The sequence below is a fragment of the Terrabacter sp. AAH1 genome (assembly GCF_054456855.1).
In genome coordinates, this window is the sequence record NZ_JBTJJV010000025.1 from 1 (window position 1) to 26,092 (window position 26,092).

At 69.4% G+C, this 26,092-nt stretch carries 26 protein-coding genes and 1 tRNA gene; 19 read left to right on the forward strand and 8 right to left on the reverse strand.

Features of this window, described 5'->3' with window-relative positions; genetic code table 11:
- The first annotated feature begins 115 nt into the window (after positions 1 to 115).
- Complete coding sequence (locus ACXR8F_RS21295) at positions 116 to 769, forward strand: tyrosine-type recombinase/integrase (RefSeq protein WP_458803586.1); 654 nt, start codon at positions 116 to 118, stop codon at positions 767 to 769.
- A gap of 14 nt (positions 770 to 783) precedes the next feature.
- On the opposite strand, the gene ACXR8F_RS21300 is transcribed toward ACXR8F_RS21295, so the two are convergent.
- Positions 784 to 859, reverse strand: a tRNA-Lys gene (locus ACXR8F_RS21300).
- 617 nt (positions 860 to 1,476) lie between these two features.
- Between ACXR8F_RS21300 and ACXR8F_RS21305 the strand changes: the two genes are divergently transcribed.
- From ACXR8F_RS21305 to ACXR8F_RS21315, 3 genes are all read left to right on the forward strand, one after another.
- The gene (locus ACXR8F_RS21305; RefSeq protein ID WP_458803588.1) at positions 1,477 to 1,938 is read left to right on the forward strand and encodes a hypothetical protein; all 462 of its coding nucleotides are present in this window, start codon (positions 1,477 to 1,479) and stop codon (positions 1,936 to 1,938) included.
- A 34-nt stretch (positions 1,939 to 1,972) separates the two neighbouring features.
- Complete coding sequence (locus ACXR8F_RS21310; protein WP_458803589.1) at positions 1,973 to 2,170, forward strand: RpiB/LacA/LacB family sugar-phosphate isomerase; 198 nt, start codon at positions 1,973 to 1,975, stop codon at positions 2,168 to 2,170.
- Positions 2,171 to 2,246: 76 nt separating this feature from the next.
- Positions 2,247 to 2,537: a hypothetical protein gene (locus ACXR8F_RS21315; RefSeq protein WP_458803590.1), complete on the forward strand. Its 291-nt coding sequence runs from the start codon at positions 2,247 to 2,249 to the stop codon at positions 2,535 to 2,537.
- A gap of 81 nt (positions 2,538 to 2,618) precedes the next feature.
- Here ACXR8F_RS21315 and ACXR8F_RS21320 read toward each other — a convergent pair whose 3' ends face one another.
- Positions 2,619 to 3,521, reverse strand: a complete 903-nt coding sequence (locus ACXR8F_RS21320; protein ID WP_458803591.1) for an SDR family oxidoreductase — start codon at positions 3,519 to 3,521, stop codon at positions 2,619 to 2,621.
- A 150-nt stretch (positions 3,522 to 3,671) separates the two neighbouring features.
- Between ACXR8F_RS21320 and ACXR8F_RS21325 the strand changes: the two genes are divergently transcribed.
- Positions 3,672 to 4,592, forward strand: a complete 921-nt coding sequence (locus tag ACXR8F_RS21325; RefSeq protein WP_458803592.1) for a helix-turn-helix transcriptional regulator — start codon at positions 3,672 to 3,674, stop codon at positions 4,590 to 4,592.
- A gap of 237 nt (positions 4,593 to 4,829) precedes the next feature.
- On the forward strand, positions 4,830 to 5,849 hold the full coding sequence (locus ACXR8F_RS21330) for a DUF3644 domain-containing protein (RefSeq protein ID WP_458803593.1): 1,020 nt from the start codon (positions 4,830 to 4,832) through the stop codon (positions 5,847 to 5,849).
- Positions 5,850 to 6,254: 405 nt separating this feature from the next.
- Here the strand turns inward: ACXR8F_RS21330 and ACXR8F_RS21335 are convergent, their stop codons facing one another.
- Both ACXR8F_RS21335 and ACXR8F_RS21340 read right to left on the reverse strand, forming a co-directional pair.
- Positions 6,255 to 6,656: a hypothetical protein gene (locus tag ACXR8F_RS21335; RefSeq protein WP_458803594.1), complete on the reverse strand. Its 402-nt coding sequence runs from the start codon at positions 6,654 to 6,656 to the stop codon at positions 6,255 to 6,257.
- Complete coding sequence (locus ACXR8F_RS21340; RefSeq protein ID WP_458803595.1) at positions 6,653 to 8,095, reverse strand: hypothetical protein; 1,443 nt, start codon at positions 8,093 to 8,095, stop codon at positions 6,653 to 6,655. Before ACXR8F_RS21340 ends, ACXR8F_RS21335 begins: the two co-directional genes overlap by 4 nt.
- A gap of 628 nt (positions 8,096 to 8,723) precedes the next feature.
- On the opposite strand from ACXR8F_RS21340, the gene ACXR8F_RS21345 reads away from it, so the two are divergent.
- The 4 genes from ACXR8F_RS21345 (at position 8,724) to ACXR8F_RS21360 (ending at position 12,871) form a co-directional block, all read left to right on the forward strand.
- Positions 8,724 to 9,854 carry a hypothetical protein gene (locus ACXR8F_RS21345; protein ID WP_458803596.1) on the forward strand — a complete coding sequence of 377 codons (1,131 nt, stop codon included), beginning with the start codon at positions 8,724 to 8,726 and terminating at the stop codon, positions 9,852 to 9,854.
- Positions 9,851 to 11,431, forward strand: a complete 1,581-nt coding sequence (locus ACXR8F_RS21350; RefSeq protein WP_458803597.1) for a hypothetical protein — start codon at positions 9,851 to 9,853, stop codon at positions 11,429 to 11,431. The genes ACXR8F_RS21345 and ACXR8F_RS21350 overlap by 4 nt, the downstream gene beginning before the upstream one ends.
- Before the next feature lie 199 nt (positions 11,432 to 11,630).
- Positions 11,631 to 12,419, forward strand: a complete 789-nt coding sequence (locus ACXR8F_RS21355) for a hypothetical protein (RefSeq protein WP_458803598.1) — start codon at positions 11,631 to 11,633, stop codon at positions 12,417 to 12,419.
- Positions 12,416 to 12,871 (forward strand): hypothetical protein, encoded by a 456-nt coding sequence (locus tag ACXR8F_RS21360; RefSeq protein WP_458803599.1) that lies wholly within the window; start codon positions 12,416 to 12,418, stop codon positions 12,869 to 12,871. Before ACXR8F_RS21355 ends, ACXR8F_RS21360 begins: the two co-directional genes overlap by 4 nt.
- An 87-nt stretch (positions 12,872 to 12,958) precedes the next feature.
- On the opposite strand, the gene ACXR8F_RS21365 is transcribed toward ACXR8F_RS21360, so the two are convergent.
- Together ACXR8F_RS21365 and ACXR8F_RS21370 are read right to left on the reverse strand one after the other, a co-directional pair.
- The gene (locus ACXR8F_RS21365; RefSeq protein WP_458803600.1) at positions 12,959 to 14,689 is read right to left on the reverse strand and encodes an SIR2 family protein; all 1,731 of its coding nucleotides are present in this window, start codon (positions 14,687 to 14,689) and stop codon (positions 12,959 to 12,961) included.
- A 122-nt stretch (positions 14,690 to 14,811) separates the two neighbouring features.
- Entirely contained in the window at positions 14,812 to 15,108 is a 297-nt protein-coding gene (locus ACXR8F_RS21370; RefSeq protein WP_458803601.1) for a helix-turn-helix domain-containing protein, read from the reverse strand.
- Between the two features lie 1,471 nt (positions 15,109 to 16,579).
- On the opposite strand from ACXR8F_RS21370, the gene ACXR8F_RS21375 reads away from it, so the two are divergent.
- The 3 genes from ACXR8F_RS21375 (at position 16,580) to ACXR8F_RS21385 (ending at position 20,165) form a co-directional block, all read left to right on the forward strand.
- Complete coding sequence (locus tag ACXR8F_RS21375) at positions 16,580 to 17,935, forward strand: HNH endonuclease family protein (RefSeq protein WP_458803602.1); 1,356 nt, start codon at positions 16,580 to 16,582, stop codon at positions 17,933 to 17,935.
- 70 nt (positions 17,936 to 18,005) lie between these two features.
- Positions 18,006 to 19,160, forward strand: a complete 1,155-nt coding sequence (locus ACXR8F_RS21380) for a DUF4236 domain-containing protein (protein WP_458803603.1) — start codon at positions 18,006 to 18,008, stop codon at positions 19,158 to 19,160.
- 51 nt (positions 19,161 to 19,211) lie between these two features.
- Positions 19,212 to 20,165: an ATP-dependent DNA ligase gene (locus ACXR8F_RS21385; protein WP_458803604.1), complete on the forward strand. Its 954-nt coding sequence runs from the start codon at positions 19,212 to 19,214 to the stop codon at positions 20,163 to 20,165.
- Positions 20,166 to 21,093: 928 nt separating this feature from the next.
- Here ACXR8F_RS21385 and ACXR8F_RS21390 read toward each other — a convergent pair.
- Positions 21,094 to 21,300, reverse strand: coding sequence for a hypothetical protein (locus ACXR8F_RS21390; protein WP_458803612.1), 207 nt, complete (start codon positions 21,298 to 21,300; stop codon positions 21,094 to 21,096).
- On the opposite strand from ACXR8F_RS21390, the gene ACXR8F_RS21395 reads away from it, so the two are divergent.
- From ACXR8F_RS21395 to ACXR8F_RS21420, 6 genes are all read left to right on the forward strand, one after another.
- Positions 21,299 to 21,475, forward strand: coding sequence for a helix-turn-helix domain-containing protein (locus ACXR8F_RS21395; protein ID WP_458803610.1), 177 nt, complete (start codon positions 21,299 to 21,301; stop codon positions 21,473 to 21,475). The genes ACXR8F_RS21390 and ACXR8F_RS21395 overlap by 2 nt on opposite strands.
- A 48-nt stretch (positions 21,476 to 21,523) precedes the next feature.
- Positions 21,524 to 22,393 carry a helix-turn-helix domain-containing protein gene (locus tag ACXR8F_RS21400; protein WP_458803605.1) on the forward strand — a complete coding sequence of 290 codons (870 nt, stop codon included), beginning with the start codon at positions 21,524 to 21,526 and terminating at the stop codon, positions 22,391 to 22,393.
- Positions 22,390 to 23,211 carry a hypothetical protein gene (locus ACXR8F_RS21405; protein ID WP_458803606.1) on the forward strand — a complete coding sequence of 274 codons (822 nt, stop codon included), beginning with the start codon at positions 22,390 to 22,392 and terminating at the stop codon, positions 23,209 to 23,211. Before ACXR8F_RS21400 ends, ACXR8F_RS21405 begins: the two co-directional genes overlap by 4 nt.
- Before the next feature lie 94 nt (positions 23,212 to 23,305).
- On the forward strand, positions 23,306 to 23,434 hold the full coding sequence (locus ACXR8F_RS21410) for a hypothetical protein (protein WP_458803607.1): 129 nt from the start codon (positions 23,306 to 23,308) through the stop codon (positions 23,432 to 23,434).
- Positions 23,435 to 23,777: 343 nt separating this feature from the next.
- Positions 23,778 to 24,062 carry a hypothetical protein gene (locus ACXR8F_RS21415; RefSeq protein WP_458803608.1) on the forward strand — a complete coding sequence of 95 codons (285 nt, stop codon included), beginning with the start codon at positions 23,778 to 23,780 and terminating at the stop codon, positions 24,060 to 24,062.
- Between the two features lie 105 nt (positions 24,063 to 24,167).
- The gene (locus ACXR8F_RS21420) at positions 24,168 to 24,662 is read left to right on the forward strand and encodes an SRPBCC family protein (RefSeq protein ID WP_458803611.1); all 495 of its coding nucleotides are present in this window, start codon (positions 24,168 to 24,170) and stop codon (positions 24,660 to 24,662) included.
- Between the two features lie 39 nt (positions 24,663 to 24,701).
- Here the strand turns inward: ACXR8F_RS21420 and ACXR8F_RS21425 are convergent, their stop codons facing one another.
- The gene (locus tag ACXR8F_RS21425; protein WP_458803609.1) at positions 24,702 to 25,718 is read right to left on the reverse strand and encodes a hypothetical protein; all 1,017 of its coding nucleotides are present in this window, start codon (positions 25,716 to 25,718) and stop codon (positions 24,702 to 24,704) included.
- Between the last annotated feature and the right edge of the window lie 374 nt (positions 25,719 to 26,092).

A 26,092-nucleotide genomic window follows, 5' to 3' on the forward strand; every position in this document is an offset into this window, starting at 1 on the left:
CCGGATGAACCTCGTCCCCGCCACCGAACCCGAGATCGGAGCTGATGACCTGCCCGCCCTGACCGCCTAACCCATCACCACGGATCACACGCAGCGCTACACCACCACCCGGGACTTGACCCGGGCAGATCCGCGCTTCCTGAGCGCCGCGGAGGTCGCTCGCCTCGTCGAGGCTGCACAGCGGGACGGCCTGAGCGTGGCCGTTCTCGCGTTCTGCGGCCTGCGCTTCGGCGAGCTCGCAGCCCTCCGGGTCCGTCGGGTCAACCTGCTCCGCCGTCGCCTCGTCATCGCCGAAAGCGTCACGGAGGTGGCCGGCCGTGCGGTGTGGTCGCTGCCGAAGACGAACCGCACGAGGACCGTGCCGTTCCCACCATCGCTGGCTCAGTGGATCGAGAGACAGTGCCAGGGAAAGGGGCCCGAGGACCTGCTCTTCACCGCCCCCGACGGCGGCGTGCTGCGGCTGGGCAACTGGCGTCGTCGTGTCTTCGACCCGGCCTGCCGGGCGGCCGGCGTCATCGACGTCACACCCCACGACCTGAGACACACCGCGGCTTCGCTGGCCATCGCTTCGGGCGCCAACGTCAAGGCCGTGCAGCAGATGCTCGGGCACGCCTCGGCGGCCATGACTCTCGATGTGTACGCCGGTCTCTTCGGCGACGACCTGGACGCCGTGGCGCTTGCTCTCGACGGCCTTGTGCCCCTTTTGCGCCCCCTGGACGCCGCTGACGGCGACGGGCTCGGCAAGTCCAAAGGGGCAGACAGTGCCTGACCTGCGCAAACGTGTGGTGGGCCCCGTCGGGCTCGAACCGACGACCGGCGGATTAAAAGTCCGATGCTCTACCGACTGAGCTAGAGGCCCGGGGGGTGGGGAGTTTAAATGCAACTTCCCACGCAAGTTCGATCGGAACAACAGACATGTAAGTACCGGCCGAATCTGATCCCACGGCAAGTATGCCGCAGTCCTACGGGCCCCGAGTTCCTGGCCCCACCGGCGGCGTTCGGGAAGGTCATCCCGGCGGAGGCGGGCGTGCGGAGTGGCTCGACGGCTGTGGTCCGTCGGTCCCGCCGATGAGCGCGCGTTGGTGCCTCCAGCGTCAGGATCGGTGCGGCATCCACGCCGGAGCGGGCGGCGTCACGGAGGGCATGGTCAGTCTCGCCGTCGGCTGCGGTGAGATTGTCGGCAGTCACGGGCGACATGCCGAGCGCGGCCAACGCTGCCTGGGAGACTCAAGGGGCGCTCAGATCCGCCTCGATGGCACGGCACCATGTGACCGACAGTGGCCCACCAGCAGGCGCTACGAGTGCTCCTGTCGGTGAGCTGAAAGCCCGCGCTACCTGCGGCATGACAGGACGGTGCCTGCCTCCTCGCAGGACACGGCAAAGGTCCATCAACCACCCCACCGGCCAGTCGCTTGGCCGGCAGCCGAGCTCTTGCATTCCATGCACCGCGCTCATCCCCGCCTCTTACGCTGCAGCATGCCCGATTTGTCACCGGTCGACGAGATTCACGACCTCGCCACTCGCCACCGCCGCTACCACCACGACGGTCCCGAACGCGGTTGGCGAGGAGGCATGCAAGCGATCGTCCGCGGCATGCAGACTTTGGTGTCAGCTGTCGTCCTGACGGCCCTTCTCGCCCTCGGCGCCCTTCTTCCCATCGCGGCGTTGAGTCTCCTCATCAAGTGGGACCTGCCGGTCGACGGCAATCTCCTCGCGCTAGGTGCACTGGCGGTCGTTTTCCTCATCGTGGTCGCGTTCCTCGTCGGCCACGATCAGCGCCACCGGGAGAGCGTCGAGCTCGCACACGTAGCCCACCTCGACGCCATCGAAGCTGCGGCCCGCCGTTGGCAAGCCGAGACCCAGGCCGCGCCTCTCGAGGGCGCCCACGAGACATCCCCACACGTGACTGGTCGACGCCCCCGTCGATGGCTTCCATAGGAGGCCCTCGGCCACTCCCGCCAGAACCGGTTCCATGGTCATCGGCTGTGCACTCCTGGTGTGCGGAACCGGGGTGGGCGTTGCCACCAGCGCCAACGAGATGAGGTCGGTGCGTGCGGTGACCGCGCAGCACTCGTTCTCCGTCGAGCGTGCCGTGCTCCCGAACAACGCACGCCGAGAGCGGCATGAGTGGACGTCGGGTCCGCTCAGTCGTTGGGCTCCCGCCGCCTGACTGTTGAGGGCTGGGGCTGCGACATCAACCGGGCCCTTTCACCCCAGTAGGTCTCCCAATGGAGCAGGGTGTGCCCATGCCCCTTTCCAGCTGCACCGTCTACATCACGACGACCGCAGGCGACGAGTACGTCCTCGACGGCTGGGTCCCCGAGCACTACAGCCTGCCGTGGCAGGGCCACCTCGGGTTTGTCCGGGTCGAGGACGTCACCGCTGGTGAGGACGTGAGCATTCACGGGTGGGCCTACGACCTCAGCCAGGTCGAGTCCATGCGCTTCCGATACAACGAGGACGCCGGGTTCACCGCGCAGCCCGGGTTCGTCGAGGAGGAGCCGAGCATCTGGCACAAGCCGGCGACGGCACCGTAGCCTGCATCTCTCTCGGGGTGCGGCAGGAGCGGATGTCGCGCGGTGACCTGGCCGGGCTTGTTCCGGGCCGTAGAGGCTTGGTCAGGCGTCGCCGTGAGCGAGGTTGGAGGACAGCTCTCGATGAGCCTCGGCTTGGGCCAGGAGGGTTCGGGCTTTGGTCTCGAAAAGTTCGACAGCGTCGGCACCGGCGGCGAACCGCGCCGGTGGCTCCTCGAGGCCGGCGAGCTCCACGAGGGCGCCGGCGAGCTTCGCGGGGTCCCCGCCTTGCTTGCCGTCCATGCCGCGCCATGCCTCGATGGTCGTGGCCGTGCGGTCGGCGTAGTCCGGGATGGACGGCGGCGCGTACTGCGTGGACTGCGGGGTGAGCAGCTCGGTGCGGAAGAAGCCGGGCTCGACCAGCATGGTGCGGATCCCGAACGGGTCGATCTCGGAGGCCAGTGCCTCCATGAAGCCCTCGACGCCGAACTTGGAGGCTGCGTACGCCGTCAGGAAGTCGCCCGTGGATGCGATGCCGGCGGTGGAGGAGATCGTCACCACCAGGCCGGAGCGCTGGGCCCGCAACTGGGGAAGGGCCGCTCGGGTGACGTTGACCGGCCCGAAGAGGGTGGTCTCGATCTGGGACCGGAAGGCCTCTGGGCTCATCTCTTCGAAGAATCCGGCCTGGAAGCTGCCGGCATTGTTGACCAGGACGTCCAAGTGACCGAACCGCTCGACGGTTGCGGCGACCGCCGCCTGGGCAGCGGCCTGGTCGGTGACGTCGAGTGGCACGGCCAACAGGTCGTCGTGCTGCCCTAGGGCGCTGGTGATGCTCTCGACGCTGCGGGCGGTGGCGACCACCGCGTGGCCAGCGGCCAAGGCGGCCTTGGCGATGTCGACGCCCAAGCCGCGACCCGCTCCGGTCACCAGCCAGACCGTCTTCCCGCTCGGCTGGGCGGCGGCGGTGTCGGTGGGGATGGTCTCGGCCGTGCGCATCTCTTCGGTCATTGCTGTTCTTCGTCCTTCTGGATGGATTGACGGGACCCTGATGTGCCCCATCAACCAGAGAACCAGCGCACAAGGCCGTGCGGCAGTCCCCGTCAGGGGGCCACTGACAGGGACCCCCAACCAGCCCCGGACACTCCTACAGTGGACAAGGTGACCGCAGCCGACCCGCGCCCCCGAGACGCCGTCAGGGCTGAGATCCGGGAGTTCCTCAGCACCCGACGAGCCAGAATCACGCCAGAACAGGCCGGCCTGCCGACCTACGGCGATGACCGTCGCCGGGTGCCTGGGCTTCGACGCGAGGAAGCCGCCCTTCTCGTCGGTGTCTCTCCGCAGTACTACATCCGGCTCGAACGAGGCGACGCCACCGGAGTCTCGGAGAGCGTCATCGACGGGATCGCCCACGCGCTGCGCCTCGACGACGCCGAACACGCGCACCTGCTGGATCTCCTTCGCACCGCCGGCGCTCCAGCCCGCGCCAGGAAAGGGCGTACGCCCGCACCCACTCGCGTGCGCCCCAGCATCCAGCGCCTCCTCGACGCGATGCCGACCGTGCCGGCCGTCGTCCTCAACGGACGCCTGGACGTGCTCGCCGCCAACCACCTCGGCCGCGCCCTGTTCTCGCCCTGGTACGACACCGACCAGCCCGTGAACAACGCCCGCCTGGTCTTCCTCGACCCGCGCGCGACCTCCCTGTTCCGCGACTGGGAGACCGTCGCGAACGACACTGTCGCCCTCTTGCGGGCCGAAGCCGGCCGCAGCCCCTACGACCGAGCCCTCTCCGACCTGGTCGGGGAGCTGTCCACCCGCAGCGAGGACTTCCGTCTCCGCTGGGCAGCTCACGACGTCCGCGTCCACAACACGGGCGTCAAGAAGCTGCGCCACGCCATCGTCGGGGACCTCGACCTGCCCTTCGAGTCACTGCCACTCGAGCCCGGCGCCAGTAGCAGCCTGGTCACCTACCTCCCCGAGCCCGGCACACCAACGCACGACGCACTCGCCCTGCTCGCCACCTGGGCGGCCACCGAGACGGTCACCGCCCGCAACGCACAGGCTGGCGAGCAGCGACCCTGAAGCAACGCTTCCTTCAACAGCTCGACTAGAGGCTGCCGCGGCTAGTCCAGCGTCGCCAATACCGCAGGCCGCGGGGCAGACACCGCCGTTCGGCACGACCGGTCAGATGCAGATCCGTACGCGGGATGGAGTCGAGTTCAGGTGACCATCGAGTACCGTCACGACCCACAGCCCGGTCTTAGGGAACGCGTCTGATCGAAAGGGAACGGCATGCCGCCTCGCCCACGTTGGTGGCACATGCTGCAAGCCGCCAAGAACGAAGCCAGGTTAGCCGTCGACCTCTACAACCGTCAGGGCAACGAGCGACAGCTGGAGGCTTTCCTCGTTCACATGGCGATGGCCTGGCTCAAGCTGATGCAGGCGCATACCCAGCAGGCCGGCGGCGACCTGTTCATTCGCGACAAAGCCGGTCGGCGAGTTCGACATGAGGACGGCGACTGGCGCTACAAGGCGGCAAGCCAGCTACTCAAGGAGAGCTTCGCTGACAACGACGCCCGCCGGGTCAACATCGAGTTCTTCACCGGCCTCAGGAATCGGGTGGAACACCGCCACGAGAACAACATCGCCGCCGTGGTCGCCGGGCGCACCCAAGCACACCTCTTGAACTTCGAGCAGACTCTCGTCGAATGGTTCGGTGCCGATGAGGCACTTGCATCAGAGCTGCGTTTTCCGCTCTTCGTCTCCTCCATCACGCAGGACGCCGTCACGGCCGTGAAGCACGTCCGCAGCCAAGTCCCCACGGCGGTGCTTGAGTGGATCCAGGACTTCGACGCCACCATCGACCCCAACATCGCCGAGGACCAAGCTTTCGATTTCCGCATCTACCTCATCCCATATAAGGGACCGAAAACCGAGGCGGACGCAGCGATGACCTATGTGAACGCCAAGGATCTGAGCGACGAGCAAAACGCAGTGGTCGACCAGGTGAGGACCATCATCCGTGAGAAGCAGGTGCCTGTCGAGGATCTCGGCAACCTGCGGCCGGCGCAGGTGGTGACCAAGGTCGCCGCGGACCTGGCTCGGCCGTTCACTATGCACATGCACACGCAGTGTTGGCGCTACTTCAAGGCGAGGCCAGCGGGCGATGCAGCTGACAAGGCCGCGACGCGGGCGGACTTCTGCCGCTGGAACCCGGCTTTTGAACAGTATGTCTACACAGCCGCATGGGTTGGCTTCCTCGTCCGCAAGCTCTCGGACGACGCTACGTACGAGGCGGTCGCCGCCTACGGCTCCGGAAGCGCATTCGACGGGGAGTGACAGGTTCGGCCCAACATCCCATCATCGGCATGACAGGAAGAGTGCTTGCGCGCTCCAACAGTGCACTCATGCTGACCCGGGGCGCGCCGGCGCCACCAACCGACCTCATCGCCTCACCGCAGGTCAGGCGCTTTCAGCCATACGCCGACAGCGACCGGCGCTGAGCGAACCGGGTAAGGCCCTGCCGACGCCAGCTGAGGTCACTCGTCATCCAGATTCCAGCCGCCACCGACAGTGACGCCACCCGGGGCACGCACCGCACCTGACCCGCATGGGTGGTGGGGTGGCCGGAGTCGAGGATGGCGCTGCGGCGTCCAGATAACGTCTTGCGGTCGAGTCCTTCTCGGCCGGTCCGCAGTCCCCCGGTCATCCGTAGGGCGTCCGCGCGCATCCGCCAAGGACGAGCTAGCTCAGTTGTTCGAGGATGCTTTCGAACACGCGCGCGTACTTCAGGTCGTTGCGTGGGACGTGGGCATCGATCACACCCGTCACGACCGCCTGGGGAGTTTGAAATGAGATTCCTAGTCCCGGTAGGTCTGGGTCCGGATCGCACTCTTCTGCTTCCACGCGATAGAGGCTGCCGCGGCCGATTCTGCCAACTGAGTCTTTCCAACCGCCTGCGAAGGCACGAGCGAGTTCGCGGTGGCTGGTGACATAGACACGGTCGTGGCGCTGGGTGATGTTGCGAAGGCCTTGCGCTCTGCTCTGGTCCCGCAGGGTGGCGTTCAGCCCTGTCACGCTCGGGGGCAGGAGCAGTTCTCCTGGCCGGCGTCCCGGTGCCCCGCCGTGGTAGAGGCGCACCGTCACCCAGCGGCTCCCTGAGGTTGGGGCTCGGTCGCTCTTCCCCACTCTCCTGCGACTTCGCGTTCCGGAGATTGCTCGGGCGCGCTGGCGTGTGGGTCCGCTGGGCCGTCTTGGGATGAGATGTCGGTCGAAGACAAGCTCGTCGGGCTGACGTGTTCGCCGTCTGGCATCTCGGCCGGGTTGGGCCGCAGCCTGGGCGGGGTGGCCGACCATGCCTTGAGTCCTTGGAGGACGTCTGCGTAGAAAGCGTCCGTGCCGGAGAGGAGGGAGTCGATGAACGTGCCTCGCCCGCGTCCGCGCTTGGCTCCGAGGTTGCTGTTGGTGGCGACGCGGAAGGTGCGGATTTCTTTGGTGGGGTCGGTGATCAGGGAGGTGGGGTTGTCTCGGATGGTGCGCAGCAGCTCGGCGCTGCTGGAGCCTCGGGCGTGAGCGGTGAAGCACTCGACGCGCGCGGAGTCTGGAGTGTTCTTGAGCTGGCGGATGAGCCAGTTGACCCGGGTCGTCGCGCGTCCCTCCCTGGGGGCGTCGAGGTCGACGTGACAGGTGAGGGTGGCGGCCCGTAGGTCCGCTGTGATGTTCAGGTTCCCGACGGTGTCGGGGATGCGGATCGCGCCGGCCAGTTGGCCGTTCTGGCAGAGCATCTGGGTGAGCGCTTGGGCGCGCAGCGCCGGGTCTGCGAGCTCACGGCGGGTCAGGACGGGGACGACTTCGGTGCCGAGCTGTCGGCCGAGCCGAAGGCTGGTGAATCGCAGGAGGGCGTCGAAGCGTGCGACGACGGTGGGGATGCCCTTGTCGGTGGGGCGCAGGGTGCCGGCGGCGACGGCGTCGCGCACGGAGGTCCAGCTCTCGCCCATGTCGTCGAACTCGAGTGCGCCGGAGCGGGAGTGTTCGAGGTAGCGGATGAGCTCGCCGAGGATCCAGGCCTGGTCGGGGTCGGCGACGCCGCGGAACTCCTTCTGCAGGACGGCCTCGGCGAGGACCTCGGTCCACGCGAGGTGGTGGAGGGCGACCTTCTTGAGCTTGCGCTTGTCGACCTTGGTGGGGTGCTGGCCGGCGATGGCGGGGATCTCGTTGGAGATGGTGAGCACGGCGTCGAAGCCCTGCTCGCGGGCGATGTCGAGGTAGTTCTCGAGCTGCTCGGTGGCGAGCGCGTTGCTGCCGGTCTTGACCTCGACGAGCGCGGTCCAGCTCTTCCCGCCACGGGTGACGCGGATCAGCCCGTCGGGGTAGAGCCGCTGCTCGCCGAGCGGGAAGGGGACCTCGATGTACGTCTGGATCGAGCCTGCCGGCGCGCCGAGCGGCTTCAGCAGGGCACGGCCATACTCGCGGACCGCGGTGAGGACGGCGAGAAGCGCCGAGGTGGCTCGGCGTTCCTGTTCGTCCGCGCCGCTGATGCCGGACGTCGGAATGAGGCGTGCCTCGTGCCAGGTCTCTTCGGCCACGGCGGTTTCCCCTGCCTTGTCGTGACGTGCCGTCCGGCCGGTGCGGCGTTGCGGCGTGTTCTGGGCGACCGTACCCCCGTGCCGATGGCAGCGGGCTCCTGCGACACGGCTCAAGGGCGGTCTGACCACGACAAGGAACATGTGAAGTCTCGGGCCGACGATGCCTGCGGTGCTGTTGCCGCTACATGGTGGCCCGCGAGCGGCTTCTCACCTCCTTGCTCGCGGGGCTGGTGCTTCTCTTTGGGTTGTGGTCGACGGCGTCGAGCAGGGGGCGTACACCTCCTTGACCTGCTCGTGGTTGTGACGCCGACCGTGGTGCTGATGGTGGTCGGTTGTGTTCTTTCCGCTGTGGAGTTCTCAAGCTGCGAGTCTCGCCAGGTCCCTCGCGTCCGGTACGGCGCCGCATGAAGCGCAGCCGTCCCGCGCGCTCGTCGCTTGGGGTGACCTGAGCTACTGGTGCGGAGGTCGCGGGGGAGTGCAGTCACCCGGCGCGCGTCGAGGTGGCGCGGCCGGCGCTGGGGGGTGTTGTGCCGAGGCGTTCTCGCGCGCTGGTTCGCGCATTCCCGGGGTCCTTCGAGGGCTGACAGGTGGTTGAGCCGCTCCTACCGTCGAGGTGAGGAGGCGCGCCATGACACGACGATCGGGCGCCGCGGTCCCACCGGTCAGGGACCGCCCAACACGGCACCACACCTCGACCCAGAACGCGATGACGGACCCCCACCAACGCCACGACCCGACACCCCTCGACCCGGGCACCGGCCCCGCCCGCCTGCCCGGCCCACCGGCCCCGCAGACCGCCCCCGGAGACCCCTTCGCGGGTGCGGGCCCCGCCGTCGTGAGGCCGAACCACGCGCCCGCACCGGCCGCCGCAGCATCTGTCGAGGAAGCAGTTGACGCTGCCGAGACCCGATGGGAGGCCGGTAGCGAGTTCACCCCGCAGACCCTCGCCCGCGTCGGGGAGACCGTGCACCGGTTCGCCCGTCGGCTGACCGCCCAAGGGGTCCGGTACCCCGGAGAGATCACGACGGAGCACTGCCGCGGCTTCGTGACCGCCCACACCGGCGGCGGACAGCCGCCAGAGCTGACCACCCAGCACGCGCGCCGGACTGCGTTGCGGATGCTGTTCCGCACGTGGCGCGAGCTCGGCCTGACCGACGGTGATCCCACCCTGGACCTGGTCCTGCCGACCCGGTCGAGTACCGCTGCGCGACCGCTCACGGACGTCGAGGTGACGTTTTGCCGCGCATCAGCCCGGCTCGGCGAGTCCGGCTCGGCGTCACTGCAGCGCGCGGTCGCGTGGGCCCTGGGCGAGGCCACGGCCGTCTCGTCTGAGATCTCTGCGGTCCGTCTCGCCGACCTCGACGACCCCGACCAGCCCCGATGGGTTCACCTTCCAGGCACCCGCCGGCACGACCCCCGGCTCGGGGAGCTGACCGACTGGGGCTCCCGCATCATCGGCCGACAGGTCGAGGTGTTGCGGTCGCACCACGCGCCGGCGACGACACCGTTGGCCTACCGCGGAGCCGCGACGCCGGGACAGGCCAAGGCGCAGGCCGCGGTGTGCAACGCGCTCGGTGCCGTGCTCGACCTCGCCGGGCTCTCGAGCGAGGCCGACGTGCGGCCCGCGTCGCTGCGCAACTGGGCCGGCCGGACCCTCTACGACGGCGGAATGCCGATCGAGCACGTTGCCCGCCGGATGGGGGCCCGCAAGCTCGACCAGGTCGCTGAGGACCTCGCGATCGCGTGGAGGCTGCCGTGAGCGAGAAACACGCCTCCACTCTCGCGCGGATCCGCGCGGTCACCGCCTCCCCGACCTTGTACCGGCTGGCGGCCGCCCTCGACTACGAGCGTCTTGTCGGACGCAACCCGACCAACCCGCTCTACGTCGTACTCGCCTACGGCGTCCTGGCCCGGGTGCTCCGGTCCGGGATCCGCGTCCAGGTGGACCTGCAGGACCGCGCCACCTGGATGATGGTCCGCGCCCAGCTCGAGCAGGGCTGCGCCGCAGCCGGGATCGACGCGCCCCCACCCGGGCTGAGACCGCCGGTCTGGGGTCACTGGCGATGGCTTCGCGACCGCCGCCTCACCACCGACGACGGCCTCGCCCTCCTCGAGGACGTGTTCCCGAGGCTTGCCGTCGACACCGCCCACCGCATCGGGCTGCTGCTGCCCACCGGACCGGGCAGCCTCACCCACCCGGACCCCGCCCGCTGCGTCTACGGGGACGGAACGCTCGTCCGCCCGATCTACCGCCCGCCCGAAGCGGTGACCGTCACCGAACCCGACGGCGGCACCCACATCGCCTACCCCCATCCGCGCACCAAGGAACTGCTCGAGCACCCGCCCGGACGGTTCGACCCCGACCTGCAGCTGCACCACGGCCAGCTCGGACCCGTGCAGACGCACGGCTACGTCTGCTGGCACGCCCGCGGACCCGAGCTCTACCAGCGCGTCGTGCTCGCCGCCGCGCACATCCCCGCACCCGGCACCGAAGCCGCCACCGCCATCCGGCTGCTCGCCGCCGTCCACGCCGCCGCCGGGGACGGCATCCACGCCGCCATCTACGACGGCGCCATGAACGGCATCCACATCGATCAGGTCATGACCCGCTACGGGTACCTGCTCGTCGCCAAGCAGGCCACCAGCTCCACCGAGACGGACACCAGCACGGTCCCGGTGGTCCTCAACGACGCCGGCCGGCGCACACGCTCCTACCCGCTCGGCACGGTCCGTCACACGACCACCCCGGACCCTGCGGCGGCGACCGGCGCGGGACCGGGGGAGTGCGTGCACCAGATCGCGACCATCGGCGGACGTGTCGTCGAGATCGGCCTCGACGACACCGGAGACCCCGTCGTCGTTGCCGAGGCCGACCGAGGGGCGGTCAAGAGGTTCCGACGTACCAATGGCACCTACCACTTCAACGTCGGCTACCGCATCCCTTGCAGCCGGGAGCCGTTCACCGTTTGGCTCAGTCCCCACGCCGAAGCCACCGGCGACCCCCGCCGCCCCCAGAACCTGCGCGTCATCCCCGAGACCGACCCCGACTTCGACCGCATCAGCAGCCTGCGCAACGACGCCGAGAGCTTCCACTCCAATCTCAAACGCACCCTCGTCTGCGACCGGGCCATGAGCCTCGGCTGGCGCCGCGGCCTCATCGACGTCTACTGCTTCGCCCTGCTCAACAACGCCCTCACCGAAGCCCGCGCCGCCGCCGCCAGCGACGCCCGAGAAGGCCCCCGAGTCACCACCCGCAGACGACGCCCCACCACCACCGCCGCCTCCCCCCTTGTTGCCCACGGCACTGCCACGGCAACGCACCACCGCCACAGCTGACCTTCTGCGCCCCCCACGACGCCGAGACACCCACCGCACCCGATGGCCGAGCTCCTCGGTCGCGATGCGCCGCCGCCCCCGCGTCCGTACGAGATGCCCTCACCGGGGGCATCGACCCGTGGCGGCGCCTCGAACGCCGACGGCAGGACCGGCACGCGGACCACCTCGGCGTCCTTGTCACGTCCACGAAGGATCGAACATGAACGACCACCCCACCGAAACCAACCCCTCCGGCCCTGACCGCGACGCCGCGCCGTGCCCTCGCGGTCGCCACGCCGGTCCCGCCAGCGACTGCGCCGAGCCGGGCGGGACGGGCGAGCTCGTCAGTGTCGACGAGCTGACGAACGAAAGCCAGGGAACATGGCTCGTCTTCACGCGGCACACCACCCACTGCCTCGACCTCGACCATCACATCTACGAGCGAAGACCCGGCCCCGACGGATCGAAGTTCCCCTTCGACTTCACCCCGGTCCGGTACTCCCACATCGAGACTCATCCCCAATGCGGCGCGCGGATGCTGGTCTGGTTCGACGACCCGACCCTCCCGGACTTCCGGGAGCACTACCGCTTCTCCTCGCCCATCCGAGCCATCATCTGCTGGGCACGCAACGCCGACCCGTCAGCGAGCGAGCGTGTCACCAGCGCATGGCCTGCCAGCATCGCGCGTCCCGTCGATGACCACGACAGGATCCCCTCCGCCCGCCGCGCCCAGCCCGACGCGCACGACGGGTACCCGAGGATCGGGGCGACGGGCTCCTGGCGGGTCGCAACCATCAACAGCGACTACCTCATCGACCTCGATGCCGGCACCGCGACCCGGACCCCGCTCCAAGGCTCGCCGTTGCGCGGCGACGGACGGCCCCTTTCCCTGCTCGAGGTCGTCCGCGCTGAAGTCGGTGGACCCCTCATCCTTCGGGTACGTCATCAGGGGACCGCCGTGGAGACCGTCCGCTACGGCACCACCGTCCTGCGGATCGAGCCGAAATGACCAGTCCCCGCAGGTGTTGGTGGCTGCGCGGGTCGACCGGCAGACGCACCCGGGCTGGCTGGCCGCGCAGCCCGGTTCCCTCCGACGCCGACCTGTGGCCCGGCGAGCTGCCGTTCACGGCATGGCGTCAACACGAGTGCGGCACGCTCGACCTGCGCGTGTTCGACCAGGACGTCTGGTGGGTCAACATCGCCCAACAGCCTCATCCTCTTGAGGGCATGAGCCTGGAGTACATCAGCAACGTGATCGGCTTCCTCGAAGCCCACGTCGAGTACTTCTACGTCCTTACGGTTCGACGCGAGATCCTCCAGCGCTACGGCGACGCGATGCTCGGCCGCGTCTCGGCCGAGGCCGTCGCAGAAGCGGCAGGTGCGACCTCCCTTTGCCAACTCAGCCCACGAGAGTGGCTCGAATCCACCCCTCTCATGCGCAGGTTGCGTCGAGGACGGTAGCGCCGCACCGGTACGCCCGGGTCTGGAGTGGCCAGCGGCTCCGCGCCGGCTCGGACCGGCACTGAAGGTGGGCGTGACACGGCCTGGTCATCGGCGTCCGGGTCGTCTTGCCCTCGTCCTAGCCCATTGGATGGTGAATCCAGCGAGCAAACGCACCCTGTGCCACGGGGTGACGTCGACGGGTTTGAATAGTCGCCACACTTGGGCGGGGCTCATGCTTTCGGGGGCGTTCGGCAGCAGGGCGACGCGTGCGGCGTCGCCGTCGGCCCCTAGAACCTCGTTGCGACTCACGAGCAACACGAGGTCCGCCGGCGTGGGTGCCGTGTCCCCCGGACGCGGTTGGGTGACTCTGCGCCGGTACTCGCCTTGCGTGAAGTTCAGCATCCCGTGCAGCGCGTCGGACTCCTGCATCGTCTGTCGGTGCAGGTCGCGAAGCTGGTCGGGCAGCTGCTTGATGTCGGCCTGGATGCTGCTGACGCGAGCGGTCAGCTGGATGCCGAGCGGTTTGCCGCGGGTGAGACGTTCAAGGGCGGCTTCCGCCGCTTGGCGTCGAGACTTTCGCACCCGCCACCGGGTGTCAGGAAGGCGTGCCATGTGCTCGGTCACTCGAAGATAGGTCTCGACGAGTCGGACCTGGACAACATCAGGGACCTGGGAGCCCGGTTGGACCCACGCGGTGTAACCGCCCCAAAGCAGACGCTCAGCCTTGAACAGCTGGCCTCGGATCCACGCCACGGCTCCTTGGCGCTCGAGGCATCGCGCTGTCGCCTCAGGGTCACTCCCGGGGTATGCCCTGATCCAGCAGTCGAGCGCGCGCCGGTACTGGCCGGCGCCCCAGTAGGCGTCCGCAAGACCGTCGAGGTGCTCCGGCGCCGTAGCAAAGGCTGACCTCTTGATGACCTCTGTCCGAATGCCGAGGCGGGCGTAGAGGCTGAAGGTGGCGGCAGTTCGCTGCTGCGGGGTTGGCGGTTGTCCCAGGTGGGGCGGCATGGCTGGGATGGACGGTGTCTGGAGTGCTGGCAGGTTCCAAGCCTGGTCGAGCTTGGCCAGCCAGTCGGACAGAGGTCCTTCGATGCGGTGGATGTCTGCGCCCGCCGCACGGAACGCCTCTTCGAGCGTCGTGTCGGGCTCGCTGGGGTTGAAGTGGTGCCAGAAGATCGTCTGTCCAGCTGCCCGGGGTGCGCGGCTGATGAGGTGGGGAGTGATGTCGAAGTAGTCGGACCCGCTGTACCCGACGAAGACGAGGACAAGGCCAGGGGTGCCGAACAGCAGCGCGTCGAGATCGACAGCGGTCCTCTGAGGCAGACCGTTCTCGATGACCGCCATGCGGGCGCCGAGCTCAGCCAGGGACGCCGAAGTCAGGGCGCCGTGAAAGTGGAGGACCTGCCCGGCAGTTCGTGCATCTGTCCGCTCGATGCACGTGTCGAAGTTGGCCGTGGCGTGACCGCCGCCGGCAAGAAGGTGGCGGCCGAAGAAGGCATGGTTCGCATTCGGCTCTGCCCTCACCAGTCCATCCAGGATGTGACGTAGTCCGTCTTCGCCGTACTGGGCGAAGACGACGTCGAGGACGACCTCGAGCCGCGGCCGGTACCAACCTTCGAGCCCTAGCCGCTCGTAGTAGCCGAGCTCTCCGTTCTTCGGGTCGCCGTTGAGGAGTACGCGGGTGTCCGAGTCGAAGAAGGCGTCCAAGGCGTTGTCTGTGAGCTGCCGACCAAGGGGGCCGCACGTAGGAGCGTCAGCGGAGATTCCAGCGCCGGAGAAGAAGACCGTGCTGCGGGGTCCGGCGGCTTGAAGGCGTTCGACAAAGAGGTCAGCCACAAGGTGAATGTAGGGGCGGTAGGGACTGAACCGCGGGCGCGGCGCGCGTCATCGGGCAGCGGCCTCGAGGACGTTGAATGAGGCGAGTTGTTCGGACTGGTTGATAAGAGCCGAAGTGACCGTTATGGCAGGGGGACGGCGTCGTCGTCCTCGCAGAGCCGTGCGACCGCTCGGCTCATCACGACCTCGGGGCTGAGGCCGAGGCCCTCGCAGAGGGCGCCGAACTGGGCGACGTCGATGACCCGCTTGTGGTTGAGCAGTCGCATGACAGTTTGCAGGGTCAGGCCGGCCTTGTCCGCCAGCTCCTGCAGATCCAGCCTGGCGGCGGCTCGCTCGGCCTTGAACTGTGCCGCCACTGCAACGGACAGCTCCGATGACTGTCGCCCCGGCGTTCCCGGCTGCTTGGCTCTCACCCTCATTGCCGCAGGCTAGTTGACCCCCGAAGCCGACTCGGCGGACGATCGTGCCGCGTCAAGGGCGATTCCGCGTGCCCGGTCATGCCGGGTTCGTGAGTTCAGTACCGGCAGAGCTGAGTCCTCGTGACGAACAACCGCGAGGGTGGCGCGGTGGACGTCGAAATGCCGTCGTGCAAAAGGTCGACGGCAGTAACGACGTGGCCCGCGGGCGCGCTGCCGGCCGGACAGAAACCGTCGCTGCTGACGACTGTCACGCCCTCGAGGAGGCGTTGCACGTTCGCCGCGGACACGGCCGTGCTGTCTGCACCGTCCTCACCCGCCGGACCAGCCGGACCGCTCGGTCCAGCGGGTCCCGGCGCACCGGCCGGACCGGCAATGCCCTGCGGTCCCGGTGATCCTGCAGGCCCCGCAGGTCCCTGAACGATGCCCTGTAATCCAGGGACGGTCACGGCCACCGCAACGCCGCCCACCGCGCACACGCCGCTCCAGACGCCGATTCCCACTAGCAAGATCGCCCGTTTCGTTCCCATAGCGCGCAGAGTGCCCGACGCCGTAGGGCGTCGTCCCCGGAATGCGCCTACTGTCACGCCGCTGGGGGCCATTCGCGCAGCGTCGCGCGGTCCCGCCTGAGAAGTGGGCCGTCAAGGCCCTCCGGCGAGTGCTGACATCGCTGGTCCGTATAGCAGAAAGGCGCTTCCCTAGCACGGTATAGCAAGGCCCTGCACGGCGCGTTAACAGCACGAACCCGGCGACCAACCGGGCCGCGAAGGCCCTTCGGCCGGCGCGCCCTCGTCTGGCGGTGGTTGAGCGAGCGCGATTCACAGCACCGGTGTGATCAACGCAGCCGACAGCCACTGTTGAACGAGAACGCGATCGGCCTCCAAGAAGTAGGTCACGAGCGCGAACCATTGGTCCTCCCGCCGCTCCCACGCCAGCACAAGGCCCGGGAGGCGTCCGTCGTGGCCGTCAGGAGGGGACACCCAGCAGTGCCGCCGGGGCGCCGGCGACCGTTCAGGCATGGGTGGGATCGGGTGCGCATGCCCTCGCCCAGAACCGCCGGCCATGCCCCCATTCTGCCCAATCCATCGAACGCGCGTTCGATCCACGTGGTGAGCGCTCAGGCCGCCTGAGCGTCCATGGCATACCGAAGACAGGCGCAGAGCCGGCGAGGTACGGTGCCGGCGGCGGCAAGCAACGCCCGCCTCGCTTCATCTACAGGGACCGCTGACTGCACATGGCTGTTGTGTTCAACCCCCCGCCGGGATGGCCCGCTCCTGCTCCCGGTTGGGAGCCACCCGCCGGGTGGCTACCGGATCCGTCGTGGCCACCGGAGCCGCCCGGCTGGCAGTTCTGGGTGCGCGATCCCCAAGCGACTGGTGACGGGCCCGCGCGGGCAGGGGCAGCCCTACGTGCCGGCGCAGCTGGGGCCTCTGAGTACGGGGCCTCTGAGTACGGGGCCTCTCAGTACGGGGCCGTGGAGCCGCTCCGCCCGCCATGGCTCAACGCGGCGGGCCCGGGAGCTCCGTACGACAGGCCCAGCGCTGCCGCGCCGACCTCGGACAGGCACGCGGTCGGCATCGACCGCGCTGCACGGGCGCCGCTCTGGGGGTGGGGCGGGCTGGCCGTCAGCGGCCTGCTCGGCCTGACCTCGGGCGTAGGCGGCGTGCTGCTGTTCGCGGGGCTCTTCGCGTTCGTCGTTGGCGTGGTGGCGGTGGCGCGCGGACGCGTGGCCTGGGCGCACCTCGCCACGCGCGCTTCGGGAGCCGTGGCCCTCGTCGGGGCTCTCGTGGCCATGTTGATCGGAGTAGCCAACATCCCGGCCGCACCAACCTCTTCGACGCCCCCACTCCCACAAGCCTCGGCCCCCGACGCGACGGCCGCCTCGACGCCGCCGTCCACCAGCGTGGCCGCCGGCGCCGTCACCCCGAGCGAGACGGCACCGACCACCGAGGTGACGGACCCGGTGCTGGCGGCGGTCCGGTCGGCGCCGCCCGGGTCGGCGCTCGCACTGGTCGGCACGCTGGTCGTCCAGGGGCGTGGCCCGATGACGGGGTACTCCCGCGCCGCGTTCGGACCCGCCTGGGCCGACATCGACCGCAACGGTTGCGACCAGCGCAACGACACCCTGCGACGCGACCTGCGCGCGGTCACCCTGAAGGCCGACACGAACGGCTGCGCGGTGATGACCGGCACGCTCACGGACCCGTACACCGGCGCCGCCGTTGCCTTCTCCCGTGCCGCGCGCACGTCTCCGGTGCAGATCGACCACGTGGTCGCGCTCGCCGACGCGTGGGCCAAGGGTGCCTCACAGTGGACGCAGTCGCAGCGGACCGCGTTCGCCAACGACACCCTCAACCTGGTCGCCATCTCCTCGACGGCGAACGCGTCCAAGGGCGGCGGCGACGCGGCAACGTGGCTGCCACCCGCCAAGGGGTACCGGTGCAAGTACGTCGCGAGGCAGGTCGCAGTCAAGGTCAAGTACCGCGTCGCGGTGACCGCGGCGGAGCGGGCCGCGATGGTCGGGACACTCGGCTCGTGCGCTGCAACGGCCCCGCCCGCCGTCACGGTGACGAAGCTCGGCGGGTTCCCGATCTACACGCCGCCTGCGCCGAAGCCTGCGCCCAAGCCAGTCGCCAAGCCGGCCCCGAAGCCTGCCGCGAAGCCGATACCGAAGCCCGCACCGAAGCCGGCGGCCCCCTCGCCGATCCAAGGGGTGCACCCCGGATCCTTCTGCTCCCCGGAAGGGGCGCTCGGTTACACCAACAGGGGGACCCTGATGCGCTGCTCGTTCAAGTCCGGCGACCCCCGGGCCCGCTGGCGATCGGCCTGAGGAGACGACCATGACATCACCCAGCCACGCAGCCCTCCCGTCGGCGTCACCTGTGCTGCAGGGACGCTAGATGGGCCTCGGAGTCTCGTTCAAGATCGCCCCAGGCGTCCGCGTCCGCGCCTCGAGCCGCGGGGTCCGCGCGAGCGTCGGCCCGCGCGCCGCACGCGTGCACGTCGGCGCCGGCCGCACGCGCGTCTCGACGGGCGCCGGACCGGTCACCCTGTCGACCACGCTCGGGGGAGGGCAGCGCCGCCCCGTGTCCCGGGCCACGACCCAGCGGTCGAGCGGCGCCTCCCCGAGGCCGCGGCAGCAACCGACCGTGGCGCAGCTGCAGGCGCAGGCCCGCGCCGCCGAACGCGCCCAGCAGGTCGCGGAGGTCGCCGCCCTGGAGCGGTCCCTGACAACTCTGCATCTCGCGACCTTCCCCGACTCGAGCCGGCAGGTCCTGCCCCTTCCCGCCACGCCGGGCGTGAGGGAGATCGAGGCCGTGCGGCGCGAGCTCTACCGGGCCGCCACCGCCGGCGTCCCGATCTGGAAGCGGGCCGAGCGCAAGCAGGCCAAGGCGTGGGCGACCAGCCAAGCGCCCGTGGAGACGCGACGGCGTCACACTGGCGCCCTCGTCGGCGCGCAGTGGGAACAGTCCCGCCTCGACGAGGACTGGGATGCGCTGCGCAACCACGACCCCCTCGCCGTGATCGAGGCCGTCGATGCCGCGTTCGCCGACAACGCAAGCGACTCCACCTGCGTCGACGCCGGCACCGCCGCCGAGACCGGAGCAAGGTATGTCACTGCCGTCGTCACCTACGGCGGCATCGACCTGGTTCCCGAGCACCGGGCTGACCGGACCCCGGGCGGCAAACCGACGCTGCGCAAGCGCACCAAGACCGACCGCAACGCCCTCTACGCCACAGCGCTGGCATCGACCGTCCTCGCGACCGCGAAGGAGGCCCTCGCTGTTGCTGTCGGCGCCACCGAGGTCCGGGTCCTAGTCGTGCGCCCTGACGGCACCGGCGACGTCGAACCCGTCTACGCCGGCATCCTGCGCCGCGACTTCCTCAGCCAGCGCGACTGGCGCGCACTGGACCCGCTCGCGGTCGCGATGGCCGCCGAGAACGCCGAGATGCGGCACAAGGGCAGCACCCGGGAAGTCGTTGGCATCGCGGTGGAGCCGGGCTCGCCGGCAGCGGAGCTGCTGGCCGCGTGGTCGCAGGCGGAACCCGAGTAGCCACCGCTCCTTCACCGGTTGTGATCGATGCGGTGGTGCAGGCTGAGTGGCATGTCTGTCGTCTCGCTACGTGCGCCGGTGGCGTTGGCGCGCCTCACGGACGACCTGGTCCCCTCCGGGGGCAAGAAGCTGCGGTGGGAGCCGAAGTGGGACGGCTACCGCGCCCTGGTCGGCGGCGGGCGGATCTACTCGCGCAACGGCACAGACCTCACCCCGTTGTTTCCCGACCTGGCGCCCGTGCTGGGCGCCCGGCTCCCGGACGACCTCGTCCTGGACGGCGAGGTCATCGTCTGGGACGAGGCCGCCGGCCGGCTCGACTTCGAGGCGCTGCAGGCGCGGATGACCGCCGGTCGACGGATCCGCGCCGTCGCGGACCGGTGTCCGGCCCAGCTCGTCGCCTTCGACGTGCTCGCCGCCGGCAACGACGACCTGCGCGGCCGGCCGCTGCATGAGAGGCGACGGGTGTTGGAGCAGGCGCTGGCTGGGATGGGCTCTCCGGTCGTGCTGTGCCAGCAGACCGACGACGTCGCCCTCGCCCGGGAGTGGTTCCAGACCCTGACCGCCGGCGGCATCGAGGGTCTGATCATCAAGGACGCCGGCGGCACGTACCCCACCCGGCCCCAAGCACGCGTGTGGTGGAAGGTGAAGGCGAAACGGACGCTCGACATGCTCGCGATCGGGTTCACAGGCGACCGGGCTGCCCCCACGGCGCTGGTCCTGGCGTTCGCGGGGGACGTCGACGACGACGGTCAGCCGGTCACGGCCGGGTCGACCACGTCACTGTCGAGGGCCGTAGGCAGGTCGGTCGCGCCGCTGCTGCAGCCGACCGGTGAGACCTTCGATCGCACGTTCGCCTGGGGCACGTCCGAACCCAGCCGGGTGACGGTCGTGGCGCCGTTCGTCGTCGAGGTCGAAGCCGACGCGTCAGCTGCCGCCGGCGTGATCCGTCATGCGGTGCGGCTACACCGGCTCAGGCCGGACCTCGACCCGGCAGAGATCACGTAACCCGGATCCCGGGTCGCAGCGCCGGCGCCTAGGTCGGCGGCGGCCACCGTCCGGCGTGCTGGCCGGGAGGCGCCGACTGGGGTGTGAGCAACACTGATCATCGGCTGTCAAGCCTCGCCCGGAAGGCCGAGCAGGCGGGTGGACTGCATGATGGACCTCGTGGAGCAGACCGATCCGTGAAATGAGCGGCGGGGTGCGGGCGGACCGTCCTCGTTCGAGCCGGTCGGGCCTCAAAGGCCGCCGGAAGCCGCTCGTGCGCGCGCGACAGCTCCCCGCACAGGGTTGGAGGCGGGCCAGCCAGACGGCCACGGCCGCTTCGGCGTCCTGGACGAGGACGAAGAAGGACTGCTCTGTGCGGACTGTGGCTGGAGAGGCCTGCACTTGGGCCTGCATGTGTCGCGGGCGCATGGCATGACCGCTGACGACTATCGGCTGGAGCATGGCCTGCGCCGTTCCCGCGGCCTGGTGGCCACCCCGGTGCGTGACAAGCTGGTCGAGCGTTCCACCGCGCAGCTCGCCAGCCGGTCGACGTTCCTGAGGAACCGGGACACCCAGAAGGCGACCGCCGCCCGTCTCGCGGCAGCGCGTTCGGCCTCGCCAGAGGGCGCCGCCGCGTCCGCCGCATCCGGCAGCAGTCACCGTGGGCTGCGGCGGGCCGGGATCGTCGTGACCTGCCGCGAGTGCGGAGCCGAGTTCTGCCCTCTGCAGGCGGCAGGCAAACGCAAGTTCTGTACGAGGTCCTGCGCGAGCCGTTACAACCGTCGACTCCGGTCCGCGCCCTCCAGCCGGGGCCAGGTAGTGCCGCGGACCGGCCCGCGCGCTGGGGCGGACGGAGTACGCACCTGGTGAGCCCGAGACGGGTGCGCGGCACCTGCAGCACGCTGCAGTGCGACCGGCCGTCGTGGGCGCGGGGGTTGTGTCGGCGGCACTATGAGCAGTGGCGGACCTCCGACCCGGCGCCCGCGATCGAGCGCGTCCCCGCCGACGCGTGGCGCACCTCCCAGGTCGCCGACGCGTTGGGCATCACCACCGGCGCCTTGTTCCGGGCCATCGCGCGCGGCCGGTACGCGCCGGACGGCCGCGCCGAGGGTCGCAACTGGTGGCGGCCCGAGACCGTCGAGTCCTGGACCGTCATGGCCCCGCCTGCTGACGCGGTTCGATCGGCCGAGGCCGCGAAGCTCCTCGGTATCGGGCAGAGCCAGCTGCACCGGCTTGCCCGGTCCGGCCGCCTCCCCCCGTCGTTGCCGCCGGACGGCGTCTATCGGGGCCGTCGGTGGTGGCTGCCGCACCGAGTCGGTGAAAACCTATAAACCCTTCTAGGATTGTCGAAAACCTAGAAGCACTTATAGGATTGTGACATGGCGAAGATCTCGATAGCTGAGGCCGCAGGCCGGTTGGACGTAAACGTTCAGCGTGTGCACCAGCGGATCGCTGACGGCTCCCTGCCCGCGGAGAGGGTCGGGCATCAGTGGGTCGTGGACGAAGCAGACCTGGGCCGTCTCGCCAACCGGCCTGCGGGTCGCCCCCTATCCCCGCAGTCCGCCTTGGATGTCGCTCTGGTTGGAATGGTGGACGAACTCGATCTGCCAAGGTCGCAGCACTCGCGAGGATACGCCTCGCAATCGCAGCAGGAGGCGGTCGACTTCGCGCGGTGGCTTCTCCAACGTCACAGTGGTCCGGCCGCAGGGGACGTGGTGGCGCCCATCTCCCCATCGCGGCGTTCTCGCGCGCGCGCGCGGCTTCGGCACCTGCTGGCCAAGGCGCTCGAGGACGGCGCGTCAGAGGACCGGGAGGCCGCCGCAGGCCGTGTGGCCGGCGCTGCCCGGTCCCTCATGCACAGCAGGGCGCGCCGCGAGCTCTACCGAGCTGCCCCTCGTGACCTCGAGGACCTTCGCCATGATGGCCGCCTCGTCTTGGCGGGAGTCAGCCTGCCCGAGTCTGGCCTCACATCTGGCGATGTGGTTGAGGCGTACGTCTCCAGCTCAAGGCTCGACAGCCTCGTCAACGAGTTCCTCTTGGTGGACGCCTCTGAATCGGACGCCAACGTGATCCTGCACGTGCACGACATGCCCGGTGGACCCGACTTCGTGTGGCCCGCGAATAGTTGGGTAGCGTTAGCTGCCGACTTGGCCGAGCACGCCCGTCCCCGAGAGATGGCCCGGGCTGCTGACATCGTCATGGACGTAGCGCGACGTGACGCGGCGGTCTCCGCGAGAGCGAAGGCGTGAACGGGCAGGCGGGGGGGCCGCTGCCGGACCTGCCACGGGCAGTGGCTGGCGCGGACGAACCGGGCCTGTCCGGCAGCGCCGGCTCCCCACCTGAGGACGTCGTCGCCATGCCGGCGATGTCCGCCGCCCAGTCGGCGTCCTGGCTCGCGCTCATGGATCTGCATGACGCCGTCCGTGAAGGCTGGACCCTCGTCGGGGGCCAACTGGTTCACTTGCATTGTGCAGAGCGGGGCGCGTCGCCGGAGCGGGCCACAACTGACGCGGATACCGTCGTCGACGTGCGCATGGCCCCTGGCATGCTCGAGACGTTCACGCGCGCGCTGCAGGGCCTGGGTTTCACACCGGACACGTCGGGCGACGGACTGCAGCACCGGTGGCGCCGGGAGGAGGCGCAGGTCGACGTCCTGCTTCCTGACGGCATCGGAGAGCGTGCCACGAGCCGCCTAGGCGTCGGCGGTGCACCAACGCTGAGCACCCCGGGCGGCACCCAGGCTCTGGCTCGCACCTCCGCGGTCAGCGTGGAGGTCGACGGACGTGTCGGCACCGTCCTGCGTCCAAACCTGCTCGGCGCGCTCGTGATGAAAGCCGCCGCGCACGACGCGGTCGGAGACGCAGCCAGAGGCCGGCACCGGTCAGACTTCGTCGTCTTAGCCGGACTCCTCGGTCGTCGAGACATCACCTCGGAGGCCTTGACGAAGAAGGACCGTCAGCGCCTTCGACTCATGATCGCTGCCTGCAGGGCGGACCCGGGCGCCATGGCGATCGCAAATGCCGCCGATGCCTTGACTCGTCTCGAGATCGCTGCCGCGCTCACCTGATCCGAGGTGGCGAAAGCGAAGCGGCCATCGCTTTGCGCGTCCGGGGGGCTCGGGCGGAGCAGACAGTGGGAGAGAGCTTACGTAACCGCTGCCGATGGAGACGGTGGATGAAGACGACGATGAAGATGTCGGAGAAGATCTCGGAGAAGATCTCGCGGCGGACGTCGACGAAGAAGCGGACCACGACGCCGACGATCACGAAAACCACGAGCGGCGGGAGTAGGGCGCGCGGGGCGGCCAGTTCATGCGCGCGCGCAACTCCTGTCTGAATCCGGCGACGACCGAGGACTGTGCGCCGACGCGCAGCCAAAAGTGTGCGCCTGGGCACGGCCCCGGCCACCATCACCTCCAGGTTCGCAGCGGGCCTCCAGACAGCCGTCCGCAGCAGTGAGGCCAGCGGCGCGTACCGCTAAGGGGCTGGACGGCTGCCGTGTTGGTCTCTGGCCCTACGAGGGGCTGGCGCCGACCCGAGGCCGTGCGTCCTCGTGGCGCCCGGTCTGGGGTGCGGTCCCCTCAGGGTGGCCAAGGGGGTTGTCGTGTGCCGGGCGCAGGTGCACGGTGTTTTCGTGGAGGATGATCTGGTGCGTCGTGTGGCGGTACGGCAGCTGATGGACATGGACGCTGCCGCGCTGGTGCAACGAGCCGATGCCCTGCGTCGGGCGCCGCGGGTGCCGCCGGCATGGCGAGATGGCTCGGCCGAGACCTCCCTGGCACAGCAGGCTGACCTGGCCATGGCCCTCGCGCCACTGCGCGTCGAGTTCGACGATCTGCAGTGGGCTGAACTGCGCGAACGCGTTGATCTCGGCGAGGACGTGGAAACGGCGGCCAAGCTGGTGCGGGAAAAGTCCTGAACTCCCGTCCGCACTGGGGCGACTCGGCCGAAGAAGACCTGTGCTCATCTGAGGATTCTTCGGACATTCCACGCACTCGACGGGCACAGTGTCCGGGTGCCCTTCATGCAGAAGCTCGAGAAGCGGTGGGAAGCCAGACAGGACGGGCTAGAACCCCTCACCGTGACCACCTCCATCGAGATCGACGCGACCGTTGACGAGATCTGGGCGTTCCTGTCCGACCCGCGCAGCGCGATGCTGACCAGTCCCAACGTCATCAAGGCGTTCGCCGTGCCCGGGACCCCGGAGGGCGAGGTCGGGGGTCAGCAGTGCGTGGTCATGAACGTCGGCGGCCGGATGAGCGCCCACATCAGCGAGATCATCGCCGTCGATGCTCCTCACCGTGTCGTGGCGCGGTGGCCGACGATGGCCACCGAGCTGCTCTCAACGACGCTGCTCACGGCGGAACAGGGGCGGTCGAGGCTGACGTACCAGATTGGGCTGCGGATCGAGCAGGGCACCCGAAAGAAGCGCGAGCCGGCTCTTCGGGAGAGCCTGGACGAGGAGCTGGAGCGCGTCCGGGCGGGCGTCGAGTCCGGTGCCCGGTTCCCCACAGACTGACACCAGATCGCAGTCCTCGAGATGGATGGAAGCTGTGGCTCAGTCGACCGGGACGATCCGGCGCATGCCGTGCTCGCCGAAGGGGGCCACGGGCTCGGCCTTGAGAGCTTCCCACATCTGAAGGGTGCTTGATCGTCCCGAGACGCTGAGGGCGTACTCGGCGCCCTTGGTCTTCCACGCGGTCTGCACGCGCCACTGCGTCAGGCTGGAGGCCGTCACGTCGTTCTGGAAGAGTCCGAGGCGCTTGAGCAGGTTGTTGATGACACCCTGCGCGGAGGCGACGGCGGCCTTGCTTCCCGGCGCGGTCCCGAGGCGCGGACGGTAGGTCAGGGGCCCGGTCGTGGGGAGGTTGGCCTTGACGTTGTGGCGGGTCAGGCCGCCGAGGACGAACGTGGCGAACGGGTCGAGCTCGATGTAGCGGCTGACGACGTGCCCGTTGCCGGGCGCCATCAGCGCGCGAGGGGTGGCGTGCTCGTCGAAGTGGTCCAGCGTCACCTTGGTCGTCTCGCCGGGTGCCAGGCCGGCCTGCACGAGGGCGAACACGCCGGCGCTGAGGTCACTGGGCTTGTAGGTGGCGGCCACGTAGGTGCGCATGAGGAACACCTCGTCGTCGGTGAAGGGTCGGCGCTCGCTGAGCGTGCGGCTGCAGAGCGTGGGGGCCTTGCGGACGATCTCGTCGATGGCGCGCTTGTCGCTGCGGTAGCTGGCGGCGGCGGCGATGGCCAGGGCGAGGGTGAGGTTGCGCCAGCGGTGCAGGGGGACGCTGACCTCGTTGACGGCGACACTGCTGAGTCGTCCGGCGGGTACCTGGATGAGGCTGGCGATCACGTGCTGCTGGTGGGTGATGAGCTGGGCGACGGTCTTGATGGCGGTGTCCTTCTCACCGGAGGTGGTGCGCACCCTGAAGCTCGCTGCGGCGTTGATGAGGGTCTCAAGGTCGGCGATGAGCTCGGCGCCGCATTCTCGGGGAAGGATGCCCCACTCGCGGTTGAGCTCCAGGACGGCCTGTACGGCCTGGGCGAGGGGGACGGTGTTCAGAACGGGGGAGATGCTCATGGTGGGGGTTCCTCGTGCGTGGTGTGGACGCTGACGAGGTGGAAGGTCCGGGCCGCAGCTGGGAGCGCAATCGGATCGGAGCCGTCTCCAGAAGTTCTTTCAGGCCGGGGCCCGAGTGCGTGACCCTTCGGCTAGGCCAGACCTCGCGGGCCAGGTCTGCGCCGCCTCCCTACCGACCGCCCCACGTCTGCCCGCCCGTCCGGCCACTTGACCGGCGGCACCGTGAACACGCCGCGCTCACGCCGGACGGCAACGGGACTGCTGACGGTTCGGTTGACACCTGATCTGTGGCGACTGCGGTCGCTGCTGGAAGGATTGTCGACATGCCTGCACCCCACCCCAAGGAGTTCCGCGACGACGTCGTCGCGGTCGCC

Bases quoted from the DNA above. Each gene is read 5' to 3' on its own strand.
- ACXR8F_RS21305 (WP_458803588.1), top strand. From the start codon at position 1,477: ATGCCCGATTTGTCACCGGTCGACGAGATTCACGACCTCGCCACTCGC.
- ACXR8F_RS21310 (WP_458803589.1), top strand. From the start codon at position 1,973: ATGGTCATCGGCTGTGCACTCCTGGTGTGCGGAACCGGGGTGGGCGTT.
- ACXR8F_RS21315 (WP_458803590.1), top strand. From the start codon at position 2,247: ATGCCCCTTTCCAGCTGCACCGTCTACATCACGACGACCGCAGGCGAC.
- ACXR8F_RS21320 (WP_458803591.1), bottom strand. From the start codon at position 3,521: ATGACCGAAGAGATGCGCACGGCCGAGACCATCCCCACCGACACCGCC.
- ACXR8F_RS21330 (WP_458803593.1), top strand. From the start codon at position 4,830: ATGCTGCAAGCCGCCAAGAACGAAGCCAGGTTAGCCGTCGACCTCTAC.
- ACXR8F_RS21345 (WP_458803596.1), top strand. From the start codon at position 8,724: ATGACACGACGATCGGGCGCCGCGGTCCCACCGGTCAGGGACCGCCCA.
- ACXR8F_RS21355 (WP_458803598.1), top strand. From the start codon at position 11,631: ATGAACGACCACCCCACCGAAACCAACCCCTCCGGCCCTGACCGCGAC.
- ACXR8F_RS21360 (WP_458803599.1), top strand. From the start codon at position 12,416: ATGACCAGTCCCCGCAGGTGTTGGTGGCTGCGCGGGTCGACCGGCAGA.
- ACXR8F_RS21370 (WP_458803601.1), bottom strand. From the start codon at position 15,108: ATGAGGGTGAGAGCCAAGCAGCCGGGAACGCCGGGGCGACAGTCATCG.
- ACXR8F_RS21380 (WP_458803603.1), top strand. From the start codon at position 18,006: ATGGGCCTCGGAGTCTCGTTCAAGATCGCCCCAGGCGTCCGCGTCCGC.
- ACXR8F_RS21385 (WP_458803604.1), top strand. From the start codon at position 19,212: ATGTCTGTCGTCTCGCTACGTGCGCCGGTGGCGTTGGCGCGCCTCACG.
- ACXR8F_RS21395 (WP_458803610.1), top strand. From the start codon at position 21,299: ATGGCCCCGCCTGCTGACGCGGTTCGATCGGCCGAGGCCGCGAAGCTC.
- ACXR8F_RS21390 (WP_458803612.1), bottom strand. From the start codon at position 21,300: ATGACGGTCCAGGACTCGACGGTCTCGGGCCGCCACCAGTTGCGACCC.
- ACXR8F_RS21400 (WP_458803605.1), top strand. From the start codon at position 21,524: ATGGCGAAGATCTCGATAGCTGAGGCCGCAGGCCGGTTGGACGTAAAC.
- ACXR8F_RS21410 (WP_458803607.1), top strand. From the start codon at position 23,306: ATGGAGACGGTGGATGAAGACGACGATGAAGATGTCGGAGAAGATCTC.
- ACXR8F_RS21420 (WP_458803611.1), top strand. From the start codon at position 24,168: ATGCAGAAGCTCGAGAAGCGGTGGGAAGCCAGACAGGACGGGCTAGAA.
- ACXR8F_RS21425 (WP_458803609.1), bottom strand. From the start codon at position 25,718: ATGAGCATCTCCCCCGTTCTGAACACCGTCCCCCTCGCCCAGGCCGTA.